General features: G+C 71.7%; 16 protein-coding genes. 12 read left to right on the forward strand and 4 right to left on the reverse strand.

All coding sequences use genetic code 11. The features are described 5' to 3' along the window. Positions 1-21 precede the first annotated feature (21 nt). From AB0H62_RS12960 to AB0H62_RS12980, 5 genes are read left to right on the forward strand one after another with little or no spacing between them, the layout of a single operon-like run. Complete coding sequence (locus tag AB0H62_RS12960) at positions 22-393, forward strand: hypothetical protein (RefSeq protein ID WP_360585969.1); 372 nt, start codon at positions 22-24, stop codon at positions 391-393. Positions 394-420: 27 nt separating this feature from the next. Next, on the forward strand, positions 421-1,803 hold the full coding sequence (locus tag AB0H62_RS12965; RefSeq protein ID WP_360585971.1) for a TNT domain-containing protein: 1,383 nt from the start codon (positions 421-423) through the stop codon (positions 1,801-1,803). Next, entirely contained in the window at positions 1,804-4,050 is a 2,247-nt protein-coding gene (locus AB0H62_RS12970; RefSeq protein WP_360585973.1) for an ADP-ribosylglycohydrolase family protein, read from the forward strand. A gap of 28 nt (positions 4,051-4,078) precedes the next feature. Then, positions 4,079-5,152 (forward strand): ADP-ribosylglycohydrolase family protein, encoded by a 1,074-nt coding sequence (locus AB0H62_RS12975; protein WP_220245378.1) that lies wholly within the window; start codon positions 4,079-4,081, stop codon positions 5,150-5,152. Between the two features lie 41 nt (positions 5,153-5,193). Further along, complete coding sequence (locus AB0H62_RS12980; protein ID WP_360585975.1) at positions 5,194-7,086, forward strand: TNT domain-containing protein; 1,893 nt, start codon at positions 5,194-5,196, stop codon at positions 7,084-7,086. Here the strand turns inward: AB0H62_RS12980 and AB0H62_RS12985 are convergent. From AB0H62_RS12985 to AB0H62_RS12995, 3 genes are all read right to left on the reverse strand, one after another. After that, a complete protein-coding gene (locus tag AB0H62_RS12985) occupies positions 7,072-7,911 on the reverse strand; it encodes a class I SAM-dependent methyltransferase (RefSeq protein ID WP_360585977.1) in 840 nt (279 codons plus the stop codon). The two genes, AB0H62_RS12980 and AB0H62_RS12985, sit on opposite strands and share 15 nt — an antisense overlap. 22 nt (positions 7,912-7,933) lie before the next feature. Further along, on the reverse strand, positions 7,934-9,274 hold the full coding sequence (locus tag AB0H62_RS12990; protein WP_220245381.1) for an ATP-binding protein: 1,341 nt from the start codon (positions 9,272-9,274) through the stop codon (positions 7,934-7,936). Positions 9,275-9,461: 187 nt separating this feature from the next. Continuing rightward, positions 9,462-10,907, reverse strand: coding sequence for a CCA tRNA nucleotidyltransferase (locus AB0H62_RS12995; protein ID WP_220245382.1), 1,446 nt, complete (start codon positions 10,905-10,907; stop codon positions 9,462-9,464). Positions 10,908-11,020: 113 nt separating this feature from the next. Between AB0H62_RS12995 and AB0H62_RS13000 the strand changes: the two genes are divergently transcribed. After that, the gene (locus tag AB0H62_RS13000) at positions 11,021-11,527 is read left to right on the forward strand and encodes an NUDIX hydrolase (RefSeq protein ID WP_220245383.1); all 507 of its coding nucleotides are present in this window, start codon (positions 11,021-11,023) and stop codon (positions 11,525-11,527) included. A 14-nt stretch (positions 11,528-11,541) separates the two neighbouring features. Further along, positions 11,542-13,707 (forward strand): DUF6049 family protein, encoded by a 2,166-nt coding sequence (locus tag AB0H62_RS13005; RefSeq protein ID WP_360585980.1) that lies wholly within the window; start codon positions 11,542-11,544, stop codon positions 13,705-13,707. A 115-nt stretch (positions 13,708-13,822) separates the two neighbouring features. Here AB0H62_RS13005 and AB0H62_RS13010 read toward each other — a convergent pair whose 3' ends face one another. After that, positions 13,823-13,999: a hypothetical protein gene (locus AB0H62_RS13010; RefSeq protein WP_360585982.1), complete on the reverse strand. Its 177-nt coding sequence runs from the start codon at positions 13,997-13,999 to the stop codon at positions 13,823-13,825. Positions 14,000-14,299: 300 nt separating this feature from the next. On the opposite strand from AB0H62_RS13010, the gene murJ reads away from it, so the two are divergent. The 5 genes from murJ to AB0H62_RS13035 all read left to right on the forward strand — a co-directional run. Next, the gene (murJ, locus tag AB0H62_RS13015; RefSeq protein WP_220245386.1) at positions 14,300-16,168 is read left to right on the forward strand and encodes a murein biosynthesis integral membrane protein MurJ; all 1,869 of its coding nucleotides are present in this window, start codon (positions 14,300-14,302) and stop codon (positions 16,166-16,168) included. A gap of 82 nt (positions 16,169-16,250) precedes the next feature. Continuing rightward, entirely contained in the window at positions 16,251-17,849 is a 1,599-nt protein-coding gene (locus AB0H62_RS13020; RefSeq protein WP_220245387.1) for a protein kinase family protein, read from the forward strand. 31 nt (positions 17,850-17,880) lie between these two features. Next, positions 17,881-18,543 (forward strand): RNA polymerase sigma factor SigM, encoded by a 663-nt coding sequence (gene sigM, locus AB0H62_RS13025; protein ID WP_220245388.1) that lies wholly within the window; start codon positions 17,881-17,883, stop codon positions 18,541-18,543. Then, positions 18,540-19,340, forward strand: a complete 801-nt coding sequence (locus AB0H62_RS13030; protein WP_220245389.1) for a hypothetical protein — start codon at positions 18,540-18,542, stop codon at positions 19,338-19,340. Before sigM ends, AB0H62_RS13030 begins: the two co-directional genes overlap by 4 nt. 104 nt (positions 19,341-19,444) lie before the next feature. Continuing rightward, positions 19,445-19,732: FAD-dependent oxidoreductase (locus AB0H62_RS13035; RefSeq protein ID WP_360585986.1), on the forward strand; the 288-nt coding region annotated here is incomplete at its 3' end.

Genomic DNA, 19,732 nt, shown 5'->3' on the forward strand with positions numbered 1-19,732 from the left:
CAACCGACACGGGGGGCCACCGTGAGTACCGCAGGGGACGACCGCGCCCTGGAAGCCGCTCCTGCAGTGCTGACGTCTCCGGACGGGCTGGTCCGGGCCACCGTCGGCAGCGGCGGCACGCTGGGCCGGCTGGAGTTCGCTCCGGACACTTTCCAGCGCACCACTCCCGCCCAGCTCGCGTTCACCGTCCAGGCCCTGGTGCAGCAGCTCGCCGAGGCCCCGCTCACCGACGCCACGCCACAGCAGATGCCGTCCCCCCGTCCGACGCCGCGGCGTGTGCGCCCGCGTACGGCGCCTGCTCCGCAGAGCCCCGCCACGCAGGGCGCTGTGAAGCCGCAAGGACCGCTGCCTCCGCGAAGCGCCGTGCCGCAGCACCGGCGCCGCGGCTACTAACGCCGCGCACCGGATGTGCTGAGACCTGTGGAACCACCAATTTCCGAGTCCGACCAACACGGCCGGCTGGTCGAGATCGGGCGGCTGATCCGCGCCCACCAGCCCGACGAGGGCGCCCCCGCCGGCATCGGCTTCGCGCAGGTCGGCGACCACACCGAGGTCCAGCCGCGCAACACCGAGGCCGGCCCCGAGCTGGTCGGGATGTTCCACGCGCTGCGCGCCGGCATGTACCGCCAGGGCCGCGGCACGTGGCTGCAGGCGCGGTTCGTGCTCGCGTCCGACGGCACCTTCGACTTCGACTTCTTCGTCGACGGCGAACCCCAGTGGACGACCCCGCCCGACCCCGGTGCCTACCGCGACGAGCTCGAGACGTTCCCCCGCGAGGACGAAAACATCCCCGACTGGTGGCGGCTGCGCACCGGGCTGCCGCTCGGCGTCGAGTTCCGCCGCGCCGGCCCCGCCGAGGTGGGGGAGGAGCGCGAGCCGCTGGCTGACGAGGAGCTGCCGCTCGTGCTGCAGTACCTCGAACGCGAGGCGCTGGTCGGCGACGCGCACCGCACCGACGGCACCTGGCTGTGGCCTGAGACTGTGTCCCACCAGCTGCGCCGCCACGGCATCGCGCCGGAGCCGGAGCTCGTCGCGCACATCCGTGAGCTGGGGTTCCAGCCGCCGTACGTCGAGCACCTGGTGCGCCGCACGGCGGAGGCCGACTTGCTGGGCCGTCCGCGTCCGCGACCCTCCGCCGAGGACGGGCAGCGCACCGCTGGCGACGTCGCCGCCGAGCTGGAGACCAGCCCCGACCCGGACCTGGCCGACGAGCAGCTGCTGGTGGTCCTCGTACAGCGGCTCGGCTCGTTCGGCGTGTGGCCGCAGGCCTACCGGATCGGCGCCGTCGAAGCCGGCAAGTGGTGCCTGACCAGGGGCGACGACGGCTGGACCGTCACCTCGGCAGCCGGCAACAGCCAGACCTTCGAGCGCCTCGCCGACGCGGCCCAGCAGCTGCTCGGCGCGCTCCTGCTGCACCCGGCCCGGCGGACAGGCGGGCGCGAGACCCCGCTCGAGACGGCGAAGGAAGTGGACGACTGGCCCATCCAGCCGGCCGCGGGTGACCCGCCCCTCACCCTGCTGCGCAACAAGAGACTCACCCGACTGCCCGAAGGTACGGTCGTCCTGCGCTTCGGGGAGGAACCGGGCAACCTGGTCCACCACGGCGAGGTACGGTTCGCCACGACGTCACTGCCACTCGAACGGGAACGAATGGCGCACACTTACCGCCTAAGAAGGTCACTCTACGTGGTCACCGGAGTGACGGTGCCCTGGGCGAACCTGCCGGGCGGAGCAGTGGCATACGTGTTGCCCAAGCCGATCGCGGAGCACGAGTCCGACGGAAGCCTGGAGAGGATCGAGTAGGTGGAAGCGGCGGAAGCGATGGAGAAGGTCGTGAACTGGCTACGCGCTGTGCACGGCCCCCAGATCGCCGGTCCTGGTGGGCTGCGGGTCGACCACGACCGCGTGCTGCGCATCCCCGAAGGCTGGTCGATCCCGTACAACACCACCGCGTACCTCGACGACGGCCGGCCGGACAAGGAGCTCTTCCCGCCGCCGTCGGTCGTCGTGCGTGAGCCGGACGGCGAGCTGCGCCAGGCACCTCCGAACCCAGGAGGGCTGAGCATCCCCGTGGCGTTCCCCGGCCAGGAGAGCTGGCGCGAAGTCGTGGACCCCGAGTACGTCAAGGCCGGGTTCGGCGAGCTCGGCGTGCCGCTTCAAGCCGTGGCCGGCTGGGTCAAGGTCGACAACGAGGGCCGCCAGACCGGCGACGAGCGCGAGAACCCCGAGTACAAGGCCGGTCCGATCCGCCGCGGCTACCCGAAGCCGGAGAACACGCTGGAGACGCTGCTCGCGTTCGCCAGCGTCGGCTGGCTCACGCGTGAGCAGATGCTGATCGGCCTGCTGCGCTGCGACGTCTTCGTGCCGCTCGACCCCGAGACCGGCGCCACGGATCGCTTCTACTTCTCCGAAGAGCGCAACGAGCTGCGCGTCTTCAGCGCGACGCGCCACTTCCCGCCGCGCGAGCACTCCTGGTGGCGCGTGGACCTCGCCACGCTGGCCGAGTTCGAGCACCCGCCGAACCTCGTGATCAACGGCGGCCCGGCGACGTTCGAGGACGTCTCGGGCGACGATCTCTCCACCATCGCCAAGCGCTTCCCGCGCCACGAGCCGCGCATCGATCGGCACGGACGCGGCCCCGAGGCCGAGGAAGACCTCGAGCGCCTCACCAGCGACACCGCCACGCGCATGGGCCTGTCCGAGCCGGTGGCCGTGCCGCTGGTAGCGGCCGAAAACGCGCGTCGCCACGGCTTCGAGCTCACCGCCGAGGAGTGCCAGCGCACGGTGCTGGGCCAGTCGTGGCTCAACCGCCTCGCGATGGCGGAGCCGCCGCGCAGCAAGCCGAACGACTGGCGCGCCAACGGTCTCGTGCCGGGCTGGGACAACCTCGGCCGCGTGATCCCGCGCCTGGACACATTCGGCAAGTACCCCGACCGCGACCTCGAGAACTTCCGCTACGGCTGGCAGCGCGTCGCGGGCGCGTACGTGGGCTTCGCGCTCGGCGAGGCGCTCGGCATGGCCGTCGACCGGATGCGGCTCGACGAGATCGTCACGCAGTTCGGGGCCGAGGGCGTGGCCGACCTGCCCGTCGCGTTCGACCAGGCGGGCCGCATCGGCTCGCTGACGCAGCGGCTGCTGTTCTACACCGAGGCTGTGATCCGCAGCCCGCACCGCGAGCAGCCGGAGTCGCGCGACGTCGAGCAGCAGTTCCCGTCCGTGGTGCGCGGCGCGTTGATGCGCTGGCTGCACACGCAGGGCGCGCCGTACGACGACGCCGACGGCTGGCTCGTGAAGGTGCCCGACCTCCACGTCCGCCGCACCGCCGACGACGCCGAGCTCAACGCCTACCACGCGGCGGTCACCGGATCTCCGCAGGCAGTGCCGCTGACAGGCCCGACGTCGTTGATCGCCGCGCTGCCCGCCACGCTCATCGCCGCCGGCCCCGGCACGGGCTTCAGCGGCGGCGTGCGCCAGGCCGTGCGCGACCTCGTCGGCGTGACGCACCCGCACGAGGACGACCTGGCGGTGGCGACGTACCTGGCCTGGCTCTTCGAGCCGGTGCTCACGAAGGACGCGTTCAGCTATCCCGTGTGGAACCTCTCGCGCGAGATCCTGACCGAGCACAACACCACGTTCGTCAGCGGTCCCGAGTGGGCGCCGGTGAAGGCGATGGTCGCCGAGTCGGTGCCGTTCTTCGGCGAACACGGGCTGCCGGATCTGCGGATGCCCGAGCTGATCGGCGACGGCCAAGGCACGCTTTCGGTGCTCGGGCGCGCGTTCGCCGCGTTATCCGGGTTCGAGAACTACCCCGAGCAGGCCCTGCTGCGCGCGGTGAACCATTCCGGGCGCAGCGCGCTGACCGGGGCGATCACCGGCGCGTTGCTCGGCGCCCGCGTCGGCGTGCCCGGACTGCCGCAGAAGTGGATCGAGCAGCTCGAGCTGCGGCACCTCATCGAACAGGTCGTCACGGACGCGTTGTGGCACTTCGATCGCCGCTCCGCGATGAGTTTCCTGGGCGAAGAGTGGGTGCAGCGCTACCCGCGGCACTGACGCCGCGAGGCTTCGAAAAGATGGGGTCATGGAGGCACAGCGGCTGAGGGGCTGCCTGCTCGCGGGCGCCATCGGCGACGCGCTCGGCGCGAAGACGGAGTTCGATTCGATCGAGCGGATCCGCGAGCTCACCGGGCCCGCCGGCATCACGGACTTCATCCCCGCGTACGGCGGCGAAGGGCGCTTCACCGACGACACGCAGATGACGCTCTTCACCCTCGAAGCGCTCATCCGCGCCCACGCGCAGCAGCGGCGGACCGGCAGCGCCGACGTCGTGCAGTCCGTGCAGCTGGCCTACCAGCGCTGGCTGCACACGCAAGGCGTGCCGTGGGAGCGGGCGCGCGGCCCGCACTCCGCGCTCGCGGCGCCTGACGGTGAGCTCGTGACGCACGCCGCGCTGTTCAGCCGCCGCGCACCGGGGCTCACGTGCTTCGGCGAGCTGGAGGCCTACGGGCGATCGGGCGTGCGCGGCAGCGTCTCGCGGCCGGTGAACAACTCGAAGGGCTGCGGCGGTGTGATGCGGGTGGCGCCCGTCGCGCTGTGGTCCGCCGACCCGGCCGAGGTGTTCCGGCTCGCCGCCGAGTTCGCGGCTCTGACCCACGGTCACCCGAGCGGGTATTTGTCGGCCGGCGCCTTCGCCGTGATCGTGCAGCAGTTGCTGGCCGGTTCGCCGCTGCTCGACGCCGTCGCTGTGTCCAGAGCCGAGCTGGTCCGCCACCCCGGTCACGAGGAGCAGGAAGCCGCGCTGGCGCAGGCCCTCGCGATGTCCGGCCCGCCGACGCCGGAGCGGCTGGCCGAGCTGGGTGAGGGCAACGTCGGCGAGACGGCGCTGTCGATGTCCGTGTACGTCGCGCTGACCACCGAAGATCCGGATTCCGCGCTGCTCGCGGCCGTGAACCACAGCGGCGACAGCGATTCCACGGGTTCGGTCTGCGGCAACCTCGTCGGCGCGATGTACGGCGAAGCGGCGCTGCGCGTCAGCTGGCTGGAGCGGCTCGAACTGCGGGACGTGATCGCGCGGCTGGCGGACGACGCGCTCGCCGAGTTCGGCCCCGACTCACCGAGTGACGAGGGTTGGTTCACGCGTTACCCGGTCGACTAAGTTCTTTCCCGGTCACCGGGGGAATTGGGGAGGAACCTGACGTGCGCTACCGGGTAGAGGCGGGAGACCGCCCGGACGGTTTGTACGCGACGCTGGACGACCGCACGTTCGCGGCCGAGCGCTCGACCACCGACGGCACGCTGCTGCTGTCCGTACCGCCGGACGAAGAGGCGCCCGCCGGGTTCGACCGCGAGCACGAGGGTCGCCCGGCGCGCGTGGTGCTGGCCACCGAGGTGCCGGCGACGTTCACGCTGCGCACGTACTGCGAGTACGACGACGAGCTGTTCGAGGTCGCGCCCGGAGACGGCAAGGAGCTGACGCTGCGCTGGACGCAGCACGACTCGGCGCGCGCCGCGCAGCTCGGCCTCACCGACTTCTCGACGACGGCCGAGGCCAAGCGCGTCACGGGCCTGTGGCAGCTGCGCCGCGACCAGGGCGAGCCGCGCCCGGAGCTCGATGCCGACCACGGCGCCCTGCTGCGCGCGATCGGCCGCACGCTGCGCGCCGTGCCCGGCGGCTGGACGCGCGTCGCCGCGCAGTTCCGGCAGGTCGGGGACTACGCGGAGCTGGAGGTCCGCGCGGTCGGCGACGAAAACGGGCCGGTGTCCGTGTCGCTGCCCGCGCCGCCGAAGCTGAGCGCGTTGTTCGCACGACTGCGCGCGGCGATGTACTCGCCCGACACCGGCACGTGGTTCCAGGGCACCTTCACGCTCGACACCGAGGCGCAGTTCGACTTCGACTTCGACTCCGAGCACGAGCCCACCTGGCGCGTCCCGCCGAACGACGGCGGCCGGCCCGCGCCCGAGTCGTACGCCGTGGAGCTCGCGCAGTACCCGCGCCCGCCCAAGGAGCTGCCCGACTGGCTGGCCGCGAAAGCCCACCAGCCCCTCGACGTCGCCTTCCGCCACGCCCGCGTGGTCGACGCGCACAACGAGAACGAGCGCCCGGTCGTCAACCGGCCGCCGGTGCCACCCGACCAGCTGCGCGGCGTGCTCGACTACCTGTTCCGCGCGCCCCTCGTCCTGCATCGCCCGCAGCCGCAGCACGACATCTTCGCCCCGGGCGCGCCGCCCGACGTGCCGCACGCCTTCCACACCGACGGCACCTGGGTGTGGCCCGCGGCCGTGCCGCACTACCTGCGCAAGTACGGCGTGCCGCCCGAGCCCGAGCTGGTGGACCACATTCGTGGTGCCGGCTTCCGTCCGCCGCTGGTGCGCGAGCTCGTCCGCGCGACGGCCGAAGCCGAGATCCTCGGCACCCCCCGCCCGACGCGCTCGGAAACCGAACTCCCCGACGACGGCCGCCTCGCCCGCGCCCTCCGCGGCGACGACCTGGGCCTCGACCTGCACGCCGCCGAGACGCTGACCTTGCTGCACCAGCGCCTGGTCGAACACGGCGTGCCTGCCGGCGCGTACCGGATCGGCGCCACCGAGGTGCCGCTCGCCGACGTCTGGACCCTGCGCCGCGCCGAGAACGGCTGGGAGGTCTCCCGCCCGCCGGCCGTCGCGCCCGTGGCCTTCGGCAGCCTGGCCGACGCCGCCCGCTTCCTCCTCGGCACGCTGCTCATGCTGCCCCCGCGCGCCGCCGACGAGTCCGACCAGCCCGCCGACTGGCCGATCCTGCCGCTACGCGGCGAGCCGCCCCTGAGCTTCTTCCGCGGCAAACGCGTCGTCGTCCTCCCCGCCGGCACCACGGTCCTGCGCTTCGGCAACGACGCCGGCAACCTCGTCCACACCTCCGGCACGCGCTTCGCCTCGACGTCGCTGTCCCCGGAACGCGAACGCGAGCGGCACGAGTACCGGGTGCAGCGCACGCTGCGGGTACTCACCGGCATCACGGCCCCGTGGGGCCCTCAACCGGGCGGGGCGACGGCTTACTTGCTGCCGCGGCCGATCGCGCAGCACGTGGAGGCGGGGGCGCTATCCCGCGTGTGACCCACGCGCGGTGATCAGCACGGCGGGGGACCACCAGTAGTCGGCGAGCGGCTCCACCACAACGTCGGTGAAGCCCGCGATTTCAAGCTGAGCCACCCACGCCAACGCAGGCTGCTCCCAGTTCGTCCGCTCCGCACCGGCGGCGACGCCGAGCAGCACGGGCATCAGAAAGCCTTGCGCGACAAGCGAAGCCTGCTCACCGTACTCGGCGACGCCGCGCTCGTACCGCGACACCAGCGACTCCAGAAAGTCCGGCGACCCCTCGTCCAGCACGGGAATGTCGAACTCCGCCAGCACCAGCGTTTCCGTGCGCGGTCGCAGTTCTCGCAGCACCGCGGCCCGTACCGGGGGCGTCATGGACTGCATCGCGAACGTCGACTGTGCAAGGTTCCACGTGGAACCGTTCGCCCCGAGGAAGCTCCGCGCCGTCGCCTCGAAGCGGTTTGCGCCGGGCACGTCGACGTCCGCGAGCAGCGCCGCCGACGGCTCCACCAGGTCGATCCGCCCCGGCCGGAACGACGACTGCGCCAGCGCGGGCACCACGGCCAGGCCGTCGCCGCAACCCAAGTCCAGCAACGATTCCGGGCGCAGCGCCGCATATCGAGCAGCCAGCGCAGCGCTCAGCCGCGAGTACAACCCCACGTTCCCGCCACCACGGATGAACGCCGTGAACGCCGCCGGCTGGTCGTACACCGGCCCGGACCCGTCCGTCGCGAGGTACGCGGAAAGCTCCGCCCCCAATGGCGAATCAGCCCGCGAGGCAAGCTCGATCGCCTGAGAAACATCCCCGGCCCGGTAAGCGGCAAGCGCGTCGACAAGGATCACGCGCTCGTGTCTAGCACCTGACTCAGAACGGCACCCACAACGTCACCCGCGTGCCGCTGCCGGGCGTCGACTCCACCAGGGCCGTGCCGCCGACCTCGCCGAGGCGCGCGTTGATCGACTGGCTGATGCCGAACCCCGCGGGCCGCGCATCAGGACTGAAGCCCTGCCCGTGGTCGCGCGTGATCACCGCGATTCCGCCGTCGCGTTCCTCCACGCGCACCACGACCTTGTCCGTGCCGGAGTGCTTCATCGTGTTGCGCAGCGACTCGCGCACGGCGTCGCGCAGCGCGATCTGGCGCACTTCCGACAGCGTGTCCTCGTCGAGCTCCGCGATCACCAGCTGCGCGCGCAGGCCGTCGCGCGCCATTTCCGCTGCCAGCGCCGCGAGCTTCTCGCCCAGGGGCCGCGACGCTTCTTCCTCGCGCTGCGCCGCCGCCGTCTCGATCGTCTGCCGCAGCTCCATCGCCTGGGCGCGGGCGAGCCGCTGCACCTCCACGAGCCGGTCGGCCGACTCGCCGGTGCCGCCGAGTGAGATGGCCTCCAGCGTCTGCAGCACGGTGTCGTGGAGCATCCGGTGCTGCTGCGCGCGTTCGGCGAGCCGTCCGTTTCGGATGCCGTAGGCCAGCGCGAGCCGCGTGCCGAGGCCGAGCAGGATCAGCGCGCCGATGCCGGTGAACAGCACTCCGAACATCGTCGGGTACAGCGACCAGGCCTGCGCGAAGTTCGCCGAGCCGCTGTTGAGGAAATCGGACAGCAGCCGCACGGGCAGGCTCAGCGCCGCCAGCGCCAGCCCCGACGGGATGCCGATCGCCAGCGTCAGCAAAGCGATGTCACCCAGCAGGTGTTTGTCCGCGACCCCGAGCGCGTCGTGGAACACCGACGTGGGCTCGGTCAGGCCGATGACCAGCTGAAACGCCACCGTGATGATCAGGTCCGCCACCAGCAGCCGCGCCGCGAGGTCGGAGCGGAAGGGCGACGAGCGCAGCATCCAGTAGATCCCGAACGCGCTCATCGCCATCGAGCACAACGCCACCAGCGCCACGGGCACCACGCCGGTCGAACCGTGCGCCGACACGAACGCGCCGAACGCGCCCGGCACCGCGACGATCCGGTAGGCCAGCGGCACCAGCACCACGTACCGCGCCGCGCGCAGCAGCAGCCCGTCGTTGTACCTGGCGTCCACCGCGCCCGCCATGCGCGAGATCCGCTTGAACGCCCGCAGCGGCGTCGGGTCGGCGATCTCGTCGGTGAGCCCGGTCGTCGCCGTCGCGAGCGCGGGCGTGCCGCGTTTCAACAGGGTGACGAGGAAGCTCGACGTGCGGGGCGGCCGGCCGTCCTGGTCCTCAGTTGCCTGCGCCGTCATCGATCTCCCCGGTGCGGGGCGCGCCCCCTCCGGCAGCGCCCGGGGCAGCGAGTATTCCCGCTCGCCGGGCCGCGTTCCAGAGGCCAAAGGGGGATCTTGGCGGATTCGCGATCACGAATTCGACTCGTGTTCGTTCGAAAGACCCCACGACGACCCCAGGGTGATCACCCGTGCCCGCAGCGCGAGATCACTCCGTGGGTGCGATGCCCTCCGACTCGGCCCACTTCTTGAGCTCGGCCACGGCCTCGTCGTGGTCCAGCGGACCGCGGTCCAGCCGCAGCTCCTTGAGGAACTTCCACGCCTTGCCGACCTGCGGACCGGGCTTGAGGCCGAGCAGCCGCATGATCTCGTTGCCGTCGAGGTCGGGGCGGACCCGGTTGAGGTCCTCCTGCTCCTTCAACGTCGCGATGCGCTGCTCGAGGTCGTCGTACGTCGCCTGCAGCGCGGCCGCCTTCTTGCGGTTGCGCGTGGTCGAGTCGGCGCGCACGAGCTTGTGCAGCCGCGTCAGCAGGTCACCGGCGTCGGTGACGTAGCGGCGCACGGCCGAATCCGTCCACTCGCCGTTGGCGTAGCCGTGGAAGCGCAGGTGGAGGAACACGAGCTGCGAGACCTGCTCCACGATCTCCTTGGAGAACTTGAGCGCCCGCAAACGCTTGCGCGCCATCCGCGCGCCCACGACCTCGTGGTGGTGGAAGCTCACGCCGCCGCCGGGCAGCAACTCGCGCGTCTCCGGCTTGCCGACGTCGTGCAGCAGCGCGGCAAGCCGCAGCACCAGGTCGGGCTCCGATGCCGGCTCGTGCGTGGTCTCCAGCTCGATCGCCTGCGCCAGCACGGTCAGCGAGTGCTGGTAGACGTCCTTGTGCTGGTGGTGCTCGTCGATCGCCAGGCGCATGCCGGGCAGCTCGGGCAGCACGTGGTCGGCCAGGCCGGTGTCCACGAGCAGCTCCAGGCCCGGCCGCGGGTCGGGGGCGAGCATGAGCTTCGACAGCTCCGCCTGCACGCGCTCGGCCGTGATCCGCTCGATCTCGCTCGCCATCGACGTCATCGCCTCGACCACGCGCGGCGCGGCGGTGAAGCCGAGCTGCGAGGAGAAGCGCGCGGCGCGCAGCATGCGCAGCGGGTCGTCGGCGAACGACTCCTGCGGCGTCGCCGGGGTGTCGAGCACCTTCAGCCGCAGCGCGTCCATGCCGTCGTGGGGGTCGATGAACGTCTTCGTGACCAGGTCGATCGCCATCGCGTTGACCGTGAAATCGCGGCGCAGCAGGTCGCCCTCGATGGTGTCGCCGAAGGTGACCTCGGGGTTGCGCCCGACACGGTCGTAGCTGTCGGCGCGGAACGTGGTGATCTCGAGCGTGGTGCCCTTCTTGGTGACCCCGACCGTGCCGAACGCGATGCCGACGTCCCACACGGCGTCGCCCCAGTCGCTCACGATCTGCAGCACACGGTCCGGCCTCGCATCGGTGGTGAAGTCGAGGTCGTTCGAGAGCCGGCCGAGCAGCGCGTCGCGCACGCTGCCACCGACCAGGTAGAGACTGTGGCCGGCTCGCGCGAACCGCTCGGCCAACTCGTCGGCCAGGGGGGACACTCGCATCAGTTCCGTCACCGCGTTCTGCTGGGCGACCAGGTTGTTCACTTCATCCCACCATTAGCTGACAACGGGGAGTGGCGTCCACTACTACGGACGCCGTCGGACACGGACACGGAGAGCCAGCGTACCTGGGCAACCGTTTGCTCTAGCATCGCAGCATGCCTGGATCCGCCGGCCGCGCCGGAGCGCCGAAGCCGCGCAGAAGGCGCAGGCGGCAGCGGGGCAGGCGCCTGACCACGGTCGACGAGACGTCGGCCGGCGGACTGGTCATCGACGCCGGGCGGGAACACGCGGTGCTGATCGGCCGCCTCGACCGGCACGGCAGACTGCTGTGGTCGTTGCCGAAGGGCCACATCGAGGACGGTGAGACGGTGGAGCAGACGGCGATGCGCGAGGTGAAGGAAGAGACGGGCATCTCCGCGCAGGTCCTGCGCCCGCTGGGCACCATCGACTACTGGTTCGTGGCCGAACGACGCCGCGTGCACAAGACCGTGCACCACTTCCTGCTCGAGTCGACGGGTGGCGAGCTCTCCGACGAGGACGTCGAGGTCACCGAGGTCGCGTGGGTGCCGCTGGCCGAGCTGGAGACGACGCTGGCCTACGCGGACGAGCGCAAGCTGGTCCGCAAAGCCAAAGAACTTTTCGCGCACGACGAGCGCGCCTGAGAGGGAGCACCCGAGTGAAGCGGCCCGCCGCCTTCTTCCTGTCCCTGCTGGTCTTCGCAGCAGGCGCCCTTCTCGGCGCGCCCGCGCAGGCCCAGGACGCCGCCAGCCCCGAGCCGCCGCGCCTGCGGCTCGATCTCGACCAGCTCAACCCGCGCGTGATCACCACGTCCACGACGACGCTGACCGTGTCCGGCACCGTGACGAACATCGGCGACCGCCGCATCGCCCGTCCGCAGGTGCGGCTGCAGGTCGGCGAGCACCTGACCGGTGACCGCGAGCTGAAGGGCGTGCTGGCCGGCGAGCCGATCCAGGACAGCCCGCTCACCGACTTCACCACGCTCACGGAGACGCTGGAGCCGGGGCAGACCGCCAAACTCGCCGTCACCGTGCCGCTCACCGGCAAGAGCGCGCTCCAGCTCAGCCGGCCCGGCGTGTACCCGATGCTGGTCAACGTCAACGGCACGCCGGAGTTCGGCGGCCCCGCGCGGCTCGCGGCCGTGAGCCTGCTCATGCCGGTGCTGTCCGCGCCCGGGAAACCGACGTCGCCGGGCAAGCACGCCGACGTCAGCGTGCTGTGGCCCATCACCGACAGCTCGCCGCACGTGCTGTCGTCCCCCTACGGCGGCCAGCTCACGCTCACCGACGACACCCTCGCGGCCGAGCTGAGCCCCAACGGCCGACTGCAGTCCCTCGTCACGGCCGCCCGCGCGGCCCAGCAGTCGGACCCGAACGTCGGCGAGTCCTTGTGCTTCGCCGTCGACCCCGACCTGCTGCGCACCGTCAACGCGATGGCCGGCGGCTACGTCGTCGCCGGCGCGCCGGGCAAGGGCTCGCAGCTGGCGCAGGACTGGCTGGCGCAGCTGCGCACGCTCGTCAACGGCCGCTGCGTGATCGCCCTGCCCTTCGCCGACGCCGACCTCACCACGCTGGGCAAGGTCCGCTCCGCCACCGGCACGCCCGACACCGGCCTGCTGAGCACGGCGCTCAGCGGCGAGGCGACGATCCGCGATCTCCTGCACACGCAGCCGCGCCCGGGCGTGCTCTGGCCCGACGGCACGCCCGACGACCAGGCGCTCACCGCGATGTCGGCGGCCGGCGTGCACACCGTGCTCACCGACGGGTCGAAGCTGCAGGCCGACGCGCCCGTCACCGGCCCCGTCTCGCTGCCGGGCGGCCTGCGCGCCCAGCCGATCGACAGCGTCATCGCCGGCGCCATGACGGGTTCCGCGCCCAACCCGCAGACCGCGACCACCGTCGGCGCCGCGACGCAGCCCGCGATCGCGAGCCAGAACGGCCTCGCCGCCATCGCGTTCGAAGCCGGCCTCGGCCGCACCGGCACCGAGCCGGGCACGCAGCTGCTCGTCGCGCCGCCGCGGCGCTGGGACGTGCCGGTGGGCGAGCTCACCGCGTTCCTCCAGCACGTGGGCCAGTTCCTCGGCCCCGGCGGCGTCGCCACCGCCACGCCCCTGTCCGACCTGCTCGACCAGAACGCGTCGGGCACGGGGTCGTTCGCAGCCGGCACCCACGACCAGCCGCTGTCGGGGGGCGGGGATGTCGCCGACGCCCTGACGGACCTCGACGGCCAGGCCGCCGGCCTGCTCTCGGCCATGCGGATGGACACCACGCACCGCGTGCCGCCCGAGGACATCGTCGCGCCGGTGCGCACCGCCCTCGTGCGCGGCGCGTCCACGGCCTACCGCGTGCCCTCGGGCAGCACGGCCGGCGCGAACGCCGACGCCGAGCTCGCCGCGATTCGCGACCAGGTGACCGTGGAACAGCCGAAGCAGACGATCGCGCTCGCGTCCGGTTCGTCACCACTGCCCGTGTTCGTGAGCAACGGCCTCCCGGTGGGCATCACCGCGCAGATCGCGCTGAAGAACGAGGTCGGCATCCGCCCCGAGCAGGTGCAGAACTGGTTCATCCCGGCCAAGGGCGGCCAGAACGAACTGCTGCAGATCGAGGCCCTGCGCGCCGGCCGCCTCAGCGTCGATGTGTCCTTGACCACCCCGGAGGGCACGCAGCTCGGCAGCACGGCGCGCTTCGAGCTGACCTCGACGGAGTACGGCCCGATCACGATCATCATCACCGTCGTCGCTGGTTGTGCGCTGCTCCTCCTGGCGTCACGGCGGATCTACCGGCGGGTCAAGGAAGGCCGGGCCGCGAGGGCCGAATCGCGCTGAGTCCTCGGGGGACCGGGTATCGGAGGCCGTTCCCGATTACCCTGGGTCGACCGCTGCCACAATGGCAGGGACCCTGGCACCGAGGATTGGGCGCGCGTTGGACAGAGAGCCGGGCTTACCACCCGAGCGTGCGAGTCGTCCTCGGCGCGACGGCGCGCCTCCTCGTCGCGGCGAACGCACCGAGCAGCCGCGCCGCGCCGCCCGCGAAGGCCGGCGCCAGCCGCCGCCCCAGGGCCAGGTGCCGCCCGAACGTCGCCAGCAGCCACCGCCGGCCAACGGCCGCACGCGCCACCTGCCGGTCCCCGCCGAAGAGCGCCCCCAGCGCCCGGCCCCTGACGAGCACACAGAGCGGCCGAAACGCCGCGTACCCCCGCCCGTTCAGCAGGGACAGCCGCGTCAGGCGTCTCGCGCGCAGGCGACCCCGCCGCCGCCCACCCGACGGCAGGCCGTTCAGCCGCCACCTCAATCACCGCCGCCGCAGGGCCGGGCGCCACTGCCACGGCCGGCCGCTTCACCCTCCGGCCCCTTGCCGCAACCCTCCGGTCCGCCTTCGGGACCTCAGCCGCTGCCACCGACCTCCGGACAGCACCCGGTGCCGCCGACCCCCGCGCCCCACCGTGGCCGCGGTCCGCGTCCGGGCTCGCCGGTCCGCCCGTGGCAGGAGGAGGCGCTGCGCGACCCCGAGGCCACGCGCTTCATCCCGCGCACCGCCGGCGTCCCGATGCCCGCGTCGCGGTGGCCGCTGGCCGACCCCGACTCGATGCGTCCGTACGACGCGCTGGCCACGCAGGTCATGCCGCGGATCGGCGACGCGCCACTGGTGCGGCCGGTCGAACCGGGCAGCACCGGTGAGCAGCCGGCCACCTCGGCGAAGGCGCCCTCGCTCGCGAAATCGAGCGGGCGGATGGCGATCGCGTCGCTGATCAGCCGCATCACCGGCTTCCTCTGGAAGCTGTTGCTGGTGGCGGCGATCGGCGCGGGCGTGGCCAACGACTCGTTCAACGTCGCCAACACGATGCCGAACATCATCTTCGAGCTGCTCATGGGCGGTGTGCTCGCCAGCGTGGTGGTGCCGCTGCTCGTGCGCTCCCAGGACGACGAGGACGGCGGCGAGGCTTACACGCAGCGGCTGATCACAGTGGCGTTCACGCTGCTGCTCTTCGGCACCGTGATCGCGGTGGTGTGCGCGCCCGCGTTCACCTCGCTGTACGTGGACGGCTCCGGCCAGGCGAGCTCGGGGCTGACCACCGCGTTCGCCTACTTGCTGCTGCCGGAGATCTTCTTCTACGGCGTGTTCGCGCTGCTCTCGGCGATCCTGAACGCCAAGCACATCTTCGGCCCCACCGCGTGGGCGCCGGTGGTCAACAACATGGTGGTCATCTTCACGATCCTGGTCGTGTGGATCATGCCGGGGCAGATCGACACCGAGCACGTGTCGATCACCGACCCAAAGGTGCTCACTCTGGGCCTCGGCGTCACCGCCGGCATCGTGGCGCAGGCGATCATGCTGGTCCCGCCGCTACTCAAGTCGGGTTTCCGGCCGAAGTGGCGCTGGGGCATCGACAGGCAGATGAAGGAGTTCGGCGGCCTCGCGCTGTGGATCGTCGGCTACGTGGCCGTGAGCCAGGTCGGCTACACGATCACCACCCGGGTACTCACCAACGGCACCCCCGGCGGTGTCACGGCCTACGCCAACGCGTGGCTGCTGTTCCAGCTGCCTTACGGCGTCATCGGCGTCTCGCTGCTCACGGCGATCATGCCGCGGATGAGCCGCGCGGCCGCCGACGGCGACCACAAGAAGCTCATCGGCGACCTGTCCTACGCTTCGCGGATCTCGACGGTCACGCTCCTGCCGATCTCGGCGGTGATGACGATCGTCGGCTCGTCGATCGGCATCGCTCTGTTCACCATCGGCAAGGGCTCGGTCGAGAGCGCCGAGCGACTCGGCGGCGCGCTGGCGATCTCCGCGTTCGCGCTGCTGCCGTTCGCGTTGGTCCAGCTGCAGATGCGCGTGTTCTACGCGATGAAGGACGCTCGCACGCCCACCCTGATCATGGTTGTGATGACGCTGGTCAAGGTGCCGCTGCTGTACCTGTGCCCGGTGCTGCTCTCGCCGGACAACGTGGTGCTCGGCGTGATGATGGTCAACGCGCTCACGTACGTCGTCGGCGCGATGCTCGGTCAAGTCTGGCTTTGGGTCACGCTCGGCAACCTGCGCAGCAAACGGGTGCTCGGGGTGATCCTCTTCACGGTCGTCGCGAGTGTCCTCGGCGTCGGGGCCGCGTGGCTCGTGGGCCAGATCGTGCCCGACTCCTTGGGGCTCAAGCTGCATGCGTGGATCACGCTCTTCCTGCAGGGGATCGTGGGCATCGGCGTGTCGTTCGGCGTGCTCATGGCCCTGAAGGTGGAGGAGCTGAGGCCGGCGACGTCGAGGATCACCCGATTGATCAAGCGCGGGTAACGATTGATTCACGACTGACGACGCTTCCTCCAGACCTGATCCGGGTACCCTCGGGGCGGGAGCGCGACGCGGGAGAGAAGCGGTGGACACGAGACGGAGCGAACAGGCAGGGGAGGCCAACCGTGCGGGCATTCGTGCCCAGGGCGGTTCGCTGGCCCCGGGCCGGGTCGTCGGCGACGGCCGGTACCGCCTGCTCGCGCAGTTCGGGGTGGACGAACGAGCCGCCGCGCACCTGTGGCGGGCACGGGATGGGCAGCTCAAGCGCGATGTCGCGCTGACGCTGCTGGTCGGTGATCCGGCGGATCCGGAGGCCGCGAGGCTGGCCCGGCGAACGCTGGAGCGCGCGGCGCACGCGTCGAAGTTCGGCCACGGCGGGGTCGCGCGGGTGCTCGACGTGCTGAGCCTCGGCAGTGGCGTGACCTCGAACGAGGGACTTCTCGGCGTTGTCGTCGCGGAGTGGACCAAGGGCAGCGACCTGGTGGACCTGGTCGCGCAGCGGCCGGTGGCGCCGGCCGCGGCCGCGCGCATGGTGCAGGCGCTCGCCGAAGCGGTGGAGCACGCGCACCAGAACGGCCTGGTCCTCGGTCTGGACCACCCCCAGCGGCTGCGCCTGACGCCCAACGGCGCGTTGAAGCTGGCGTTCCCCGGCCCGCTGCCGGACGCGACGCTGCGCGACGACGTCAAGGCCCTCGGCGCCGTCCTTTACCTCCTGCTCACCGGACGCTGGGCGCTGCCGGGCGGGCCGCCCGCGATCCCTGCGGCGCCGTTGACCCCGCAGGGCCACGTCGTGCCGCCGCGGACGCTGGTCCCGGCCGTGCCGCCCGAGCTGTCCTCGCTGGCCGTGCGCACGATCGAGGACGGCGGCAACGGCGGGATCCGTACGAGCTCGGCCATCCTGCGCGTGCTCGACCAGGCCGCCGAGGCCGAGGAGCGCACGCAGCTGATCAAGGCCGTCGGCGAGAACGCCACGAGCGAGGCCGACGGCACGATCTGGACCACGAAGAAGCCGGTGAAGGACGTCGCGCGGCGGCGGAAGCTGGCGTTCGGCGTGACCGTGCTGGTGGTCGCCACCGTGCTGATCCTGGCGTGGGGCGGGTTGATGCTGATCAATCTGTTCCAGGGCGACTCCAAAGCGAGCGGTCCGACGATCAACGTCGCGGCGCCCTCGTCGAGTGCCGCACCGCCGCCCGCGAACTCGGCGGCGCCCCCGCCGTCGTCGCCGGCCGCGCCGAAGCTCGGCCAGGCGGTGGAGCCGAAGGCGGCCACGATCTACAACCCCAAGGGCTCGGGCGACAACTCCGGCCGGGTGAAGAACACGATCGACGGCGACCCGGGCACGGTCTGGCGCACCGACCAGTACCAGCAGCAGCTGCCGACGCTGAAGCCCGGCGTCGGGTTCGTGGTGCAGTTCGACGACCCGGTGAAGCTCGCGCAGGTGAAGATCGCGGCCGACAGCCCCGGCACGAAGATCGAGATCCGCTCGGCCGACACCAAGAACCCGAAGCTGGACGACACCAAGGTGGTCGGCACCGGTGACCTCAACGGCACCGACACGACGATCGACCTCCAGACGCCGACGGAGAGCCAGTACTTCGTCGTGTGGATCACCCAGCTGGGCGACGACAGCGACGGCGGCTTCATCAGCGAGATCGGAGACGTGAGCTTCCTGCCTGCGGGGTGATCGGCATCTCCCACTCAGTAGGCTCTGCCGGGTGACGGCTGCAGCTCCCACGGACGCGGATCTCATAGCGGCGCACGCCGCCGGTGACCCGCATGCGTTCAGCGAACTCGTCCGGCGGCACCGTGATCGTCTGTGGGCGGTGGCCCTGCGGACGCTGCGTGATCCGGAGGAAGCCGCCGACGCGTTGCAGGAGGCGTTCATCTCGGCCTTTCGCGCGGCGGGAAACTTCCGCGCCGAGTCGCAGGTGACCACGTGGCTGCACCGCATCGTCGTCAACGCGTGCCTCGACCGCATCCGCCGCAAGCAGGCGCGTCCCACCGTTCCCCTGCCCGAGGCCGGCTTCAACGAGCCGGCCTCGCCGCGCGACTCGATGTCCGAGAAGGAGACGAGCCTGCTCGTGCGCGAGGCGCTGGAGCAGCTGCCCGAGGAGCAGCGCGCGCCGATCCTGCTCGTCGACGTCGAGGGCTACTCCGTGGCCGAGACGGCGAAGATGCTCGGCATCGCGGAGGGCACGGTCAAGAGCCGCTGCGCGCGAGGACGGGGCAAACTCGCGAAGGTTCTGGGGCACCTGCGGAACCCGGATGCGAATGCGAACGTCCCAACTCACGAAAGCAAACGCAGGAGCGCCACTTCGGACGGGTCCCGGAGTGCCGGGCGAGCCGACCGCTCGCCGGGGAACGGGGAGGCACGATGACGGACGAGAGTCGGGGGGTCGGCGGGACCGTCGGTCCGCCTTGGTCTGTCGACGTGCTGGCCGACCTCCACGCCGGCGTGCTGGACGAACACGAGGCGGCGCGGCTGTGGCCGCGGGTGCAGGCGGACCCCGAAGCGCGCGCGATCATCGAAGCTCTCGAGGCGACCACGGCCGATCTGGCCGCTCTGGCTCACGAGCCGGCGCCGCCGATGCCGGCCGAGTTCGCCGCGCGGATCGACCACGCGCTGGCCGCGGAAGCCGCGTCCCGGCAGGTCGCCCCCTTTCCGGCGTCCGGTTCCGCTCCGGCACCGGCATCGCTTGAGCCCGGCGTGGCGCCCGTGGTGGACCTCGCGGCAGCACGGCGGCGGCGGAACAAGCGGCTCGGCTGGGGCGCGGGGATCCTGACGGCGGCCGCGGCGGCGATCGTCGCGATCGCCGTGACGGTGCCCGGCCCGGCCCAGGAAACCGGCACTGGCGTGGCCGCTCCCGCGCCGGCGGGACCGTCCGTGGGTAGCGACGGCAGCGGGGCGGAAGCGCTGCTGGGCGGAGCCATGGGCGTACGCGACTTCGGCCCGCTTCAGGACGAGCAGCGCCTCGACGCGTGCGTCAGCGCGGCCGGTCTGGACCCGGACGTGCGGCCGGAGGGCATCCGGCCGGTGACCGTCGAGGGCAAGCCCGGCGTGCTGGTCATCTACACGACGGGTCAGCTCGCGCAGTTCCGCCTGGTGGCCTTCGGGGCCGACTGCGGGCCGGGTCACGCCGACAAGCTGTTCGACAAGGTCGTCGGCAAGAAATAACCGCTGGTCGGGACGGGCGAGTAGCGGCCGTCACCGTCGGGAACACCGCCACCTACCATCGTGTTGAGACCAGAGCACAGGTCACTACGAGCGGAGGTTCACGGGTGGCTGCCGAGGAAATCAGGAACCTGATCGTCGTCGGGTCGGGTCCCGCCGGTTACACGGCTGCGGTTTACGCGGCTCGCGCGCAGCTCGAACCGTTGGTGTTCGAGGGCACGCAGTTCGGTGGTGCGCTGATGACGACCACGGAGGTCGAGAACTTCCCCGGCTTCCGCGACGGCATCCAGGGCCCGGACCTGATGGAAGAGATGCGCAAGCAGGCCGAGCGCTTCGGCGCGGAGCTGCGCGCGGAGGACGTCGAGTCGCTGGAGCTGACGGGCGACGTCAAGTAC

It is taken from the genome of Amycolatopsis sp. NPDC050768, from assembly GCF_040654155.1.
In the GTDB taxonomy this organism is placed as follows: Bacteria; Actinomycetota; Actinomycetes; order Mycobacteriales; family Pseudonocardiaceae; genus Amycolatopsis.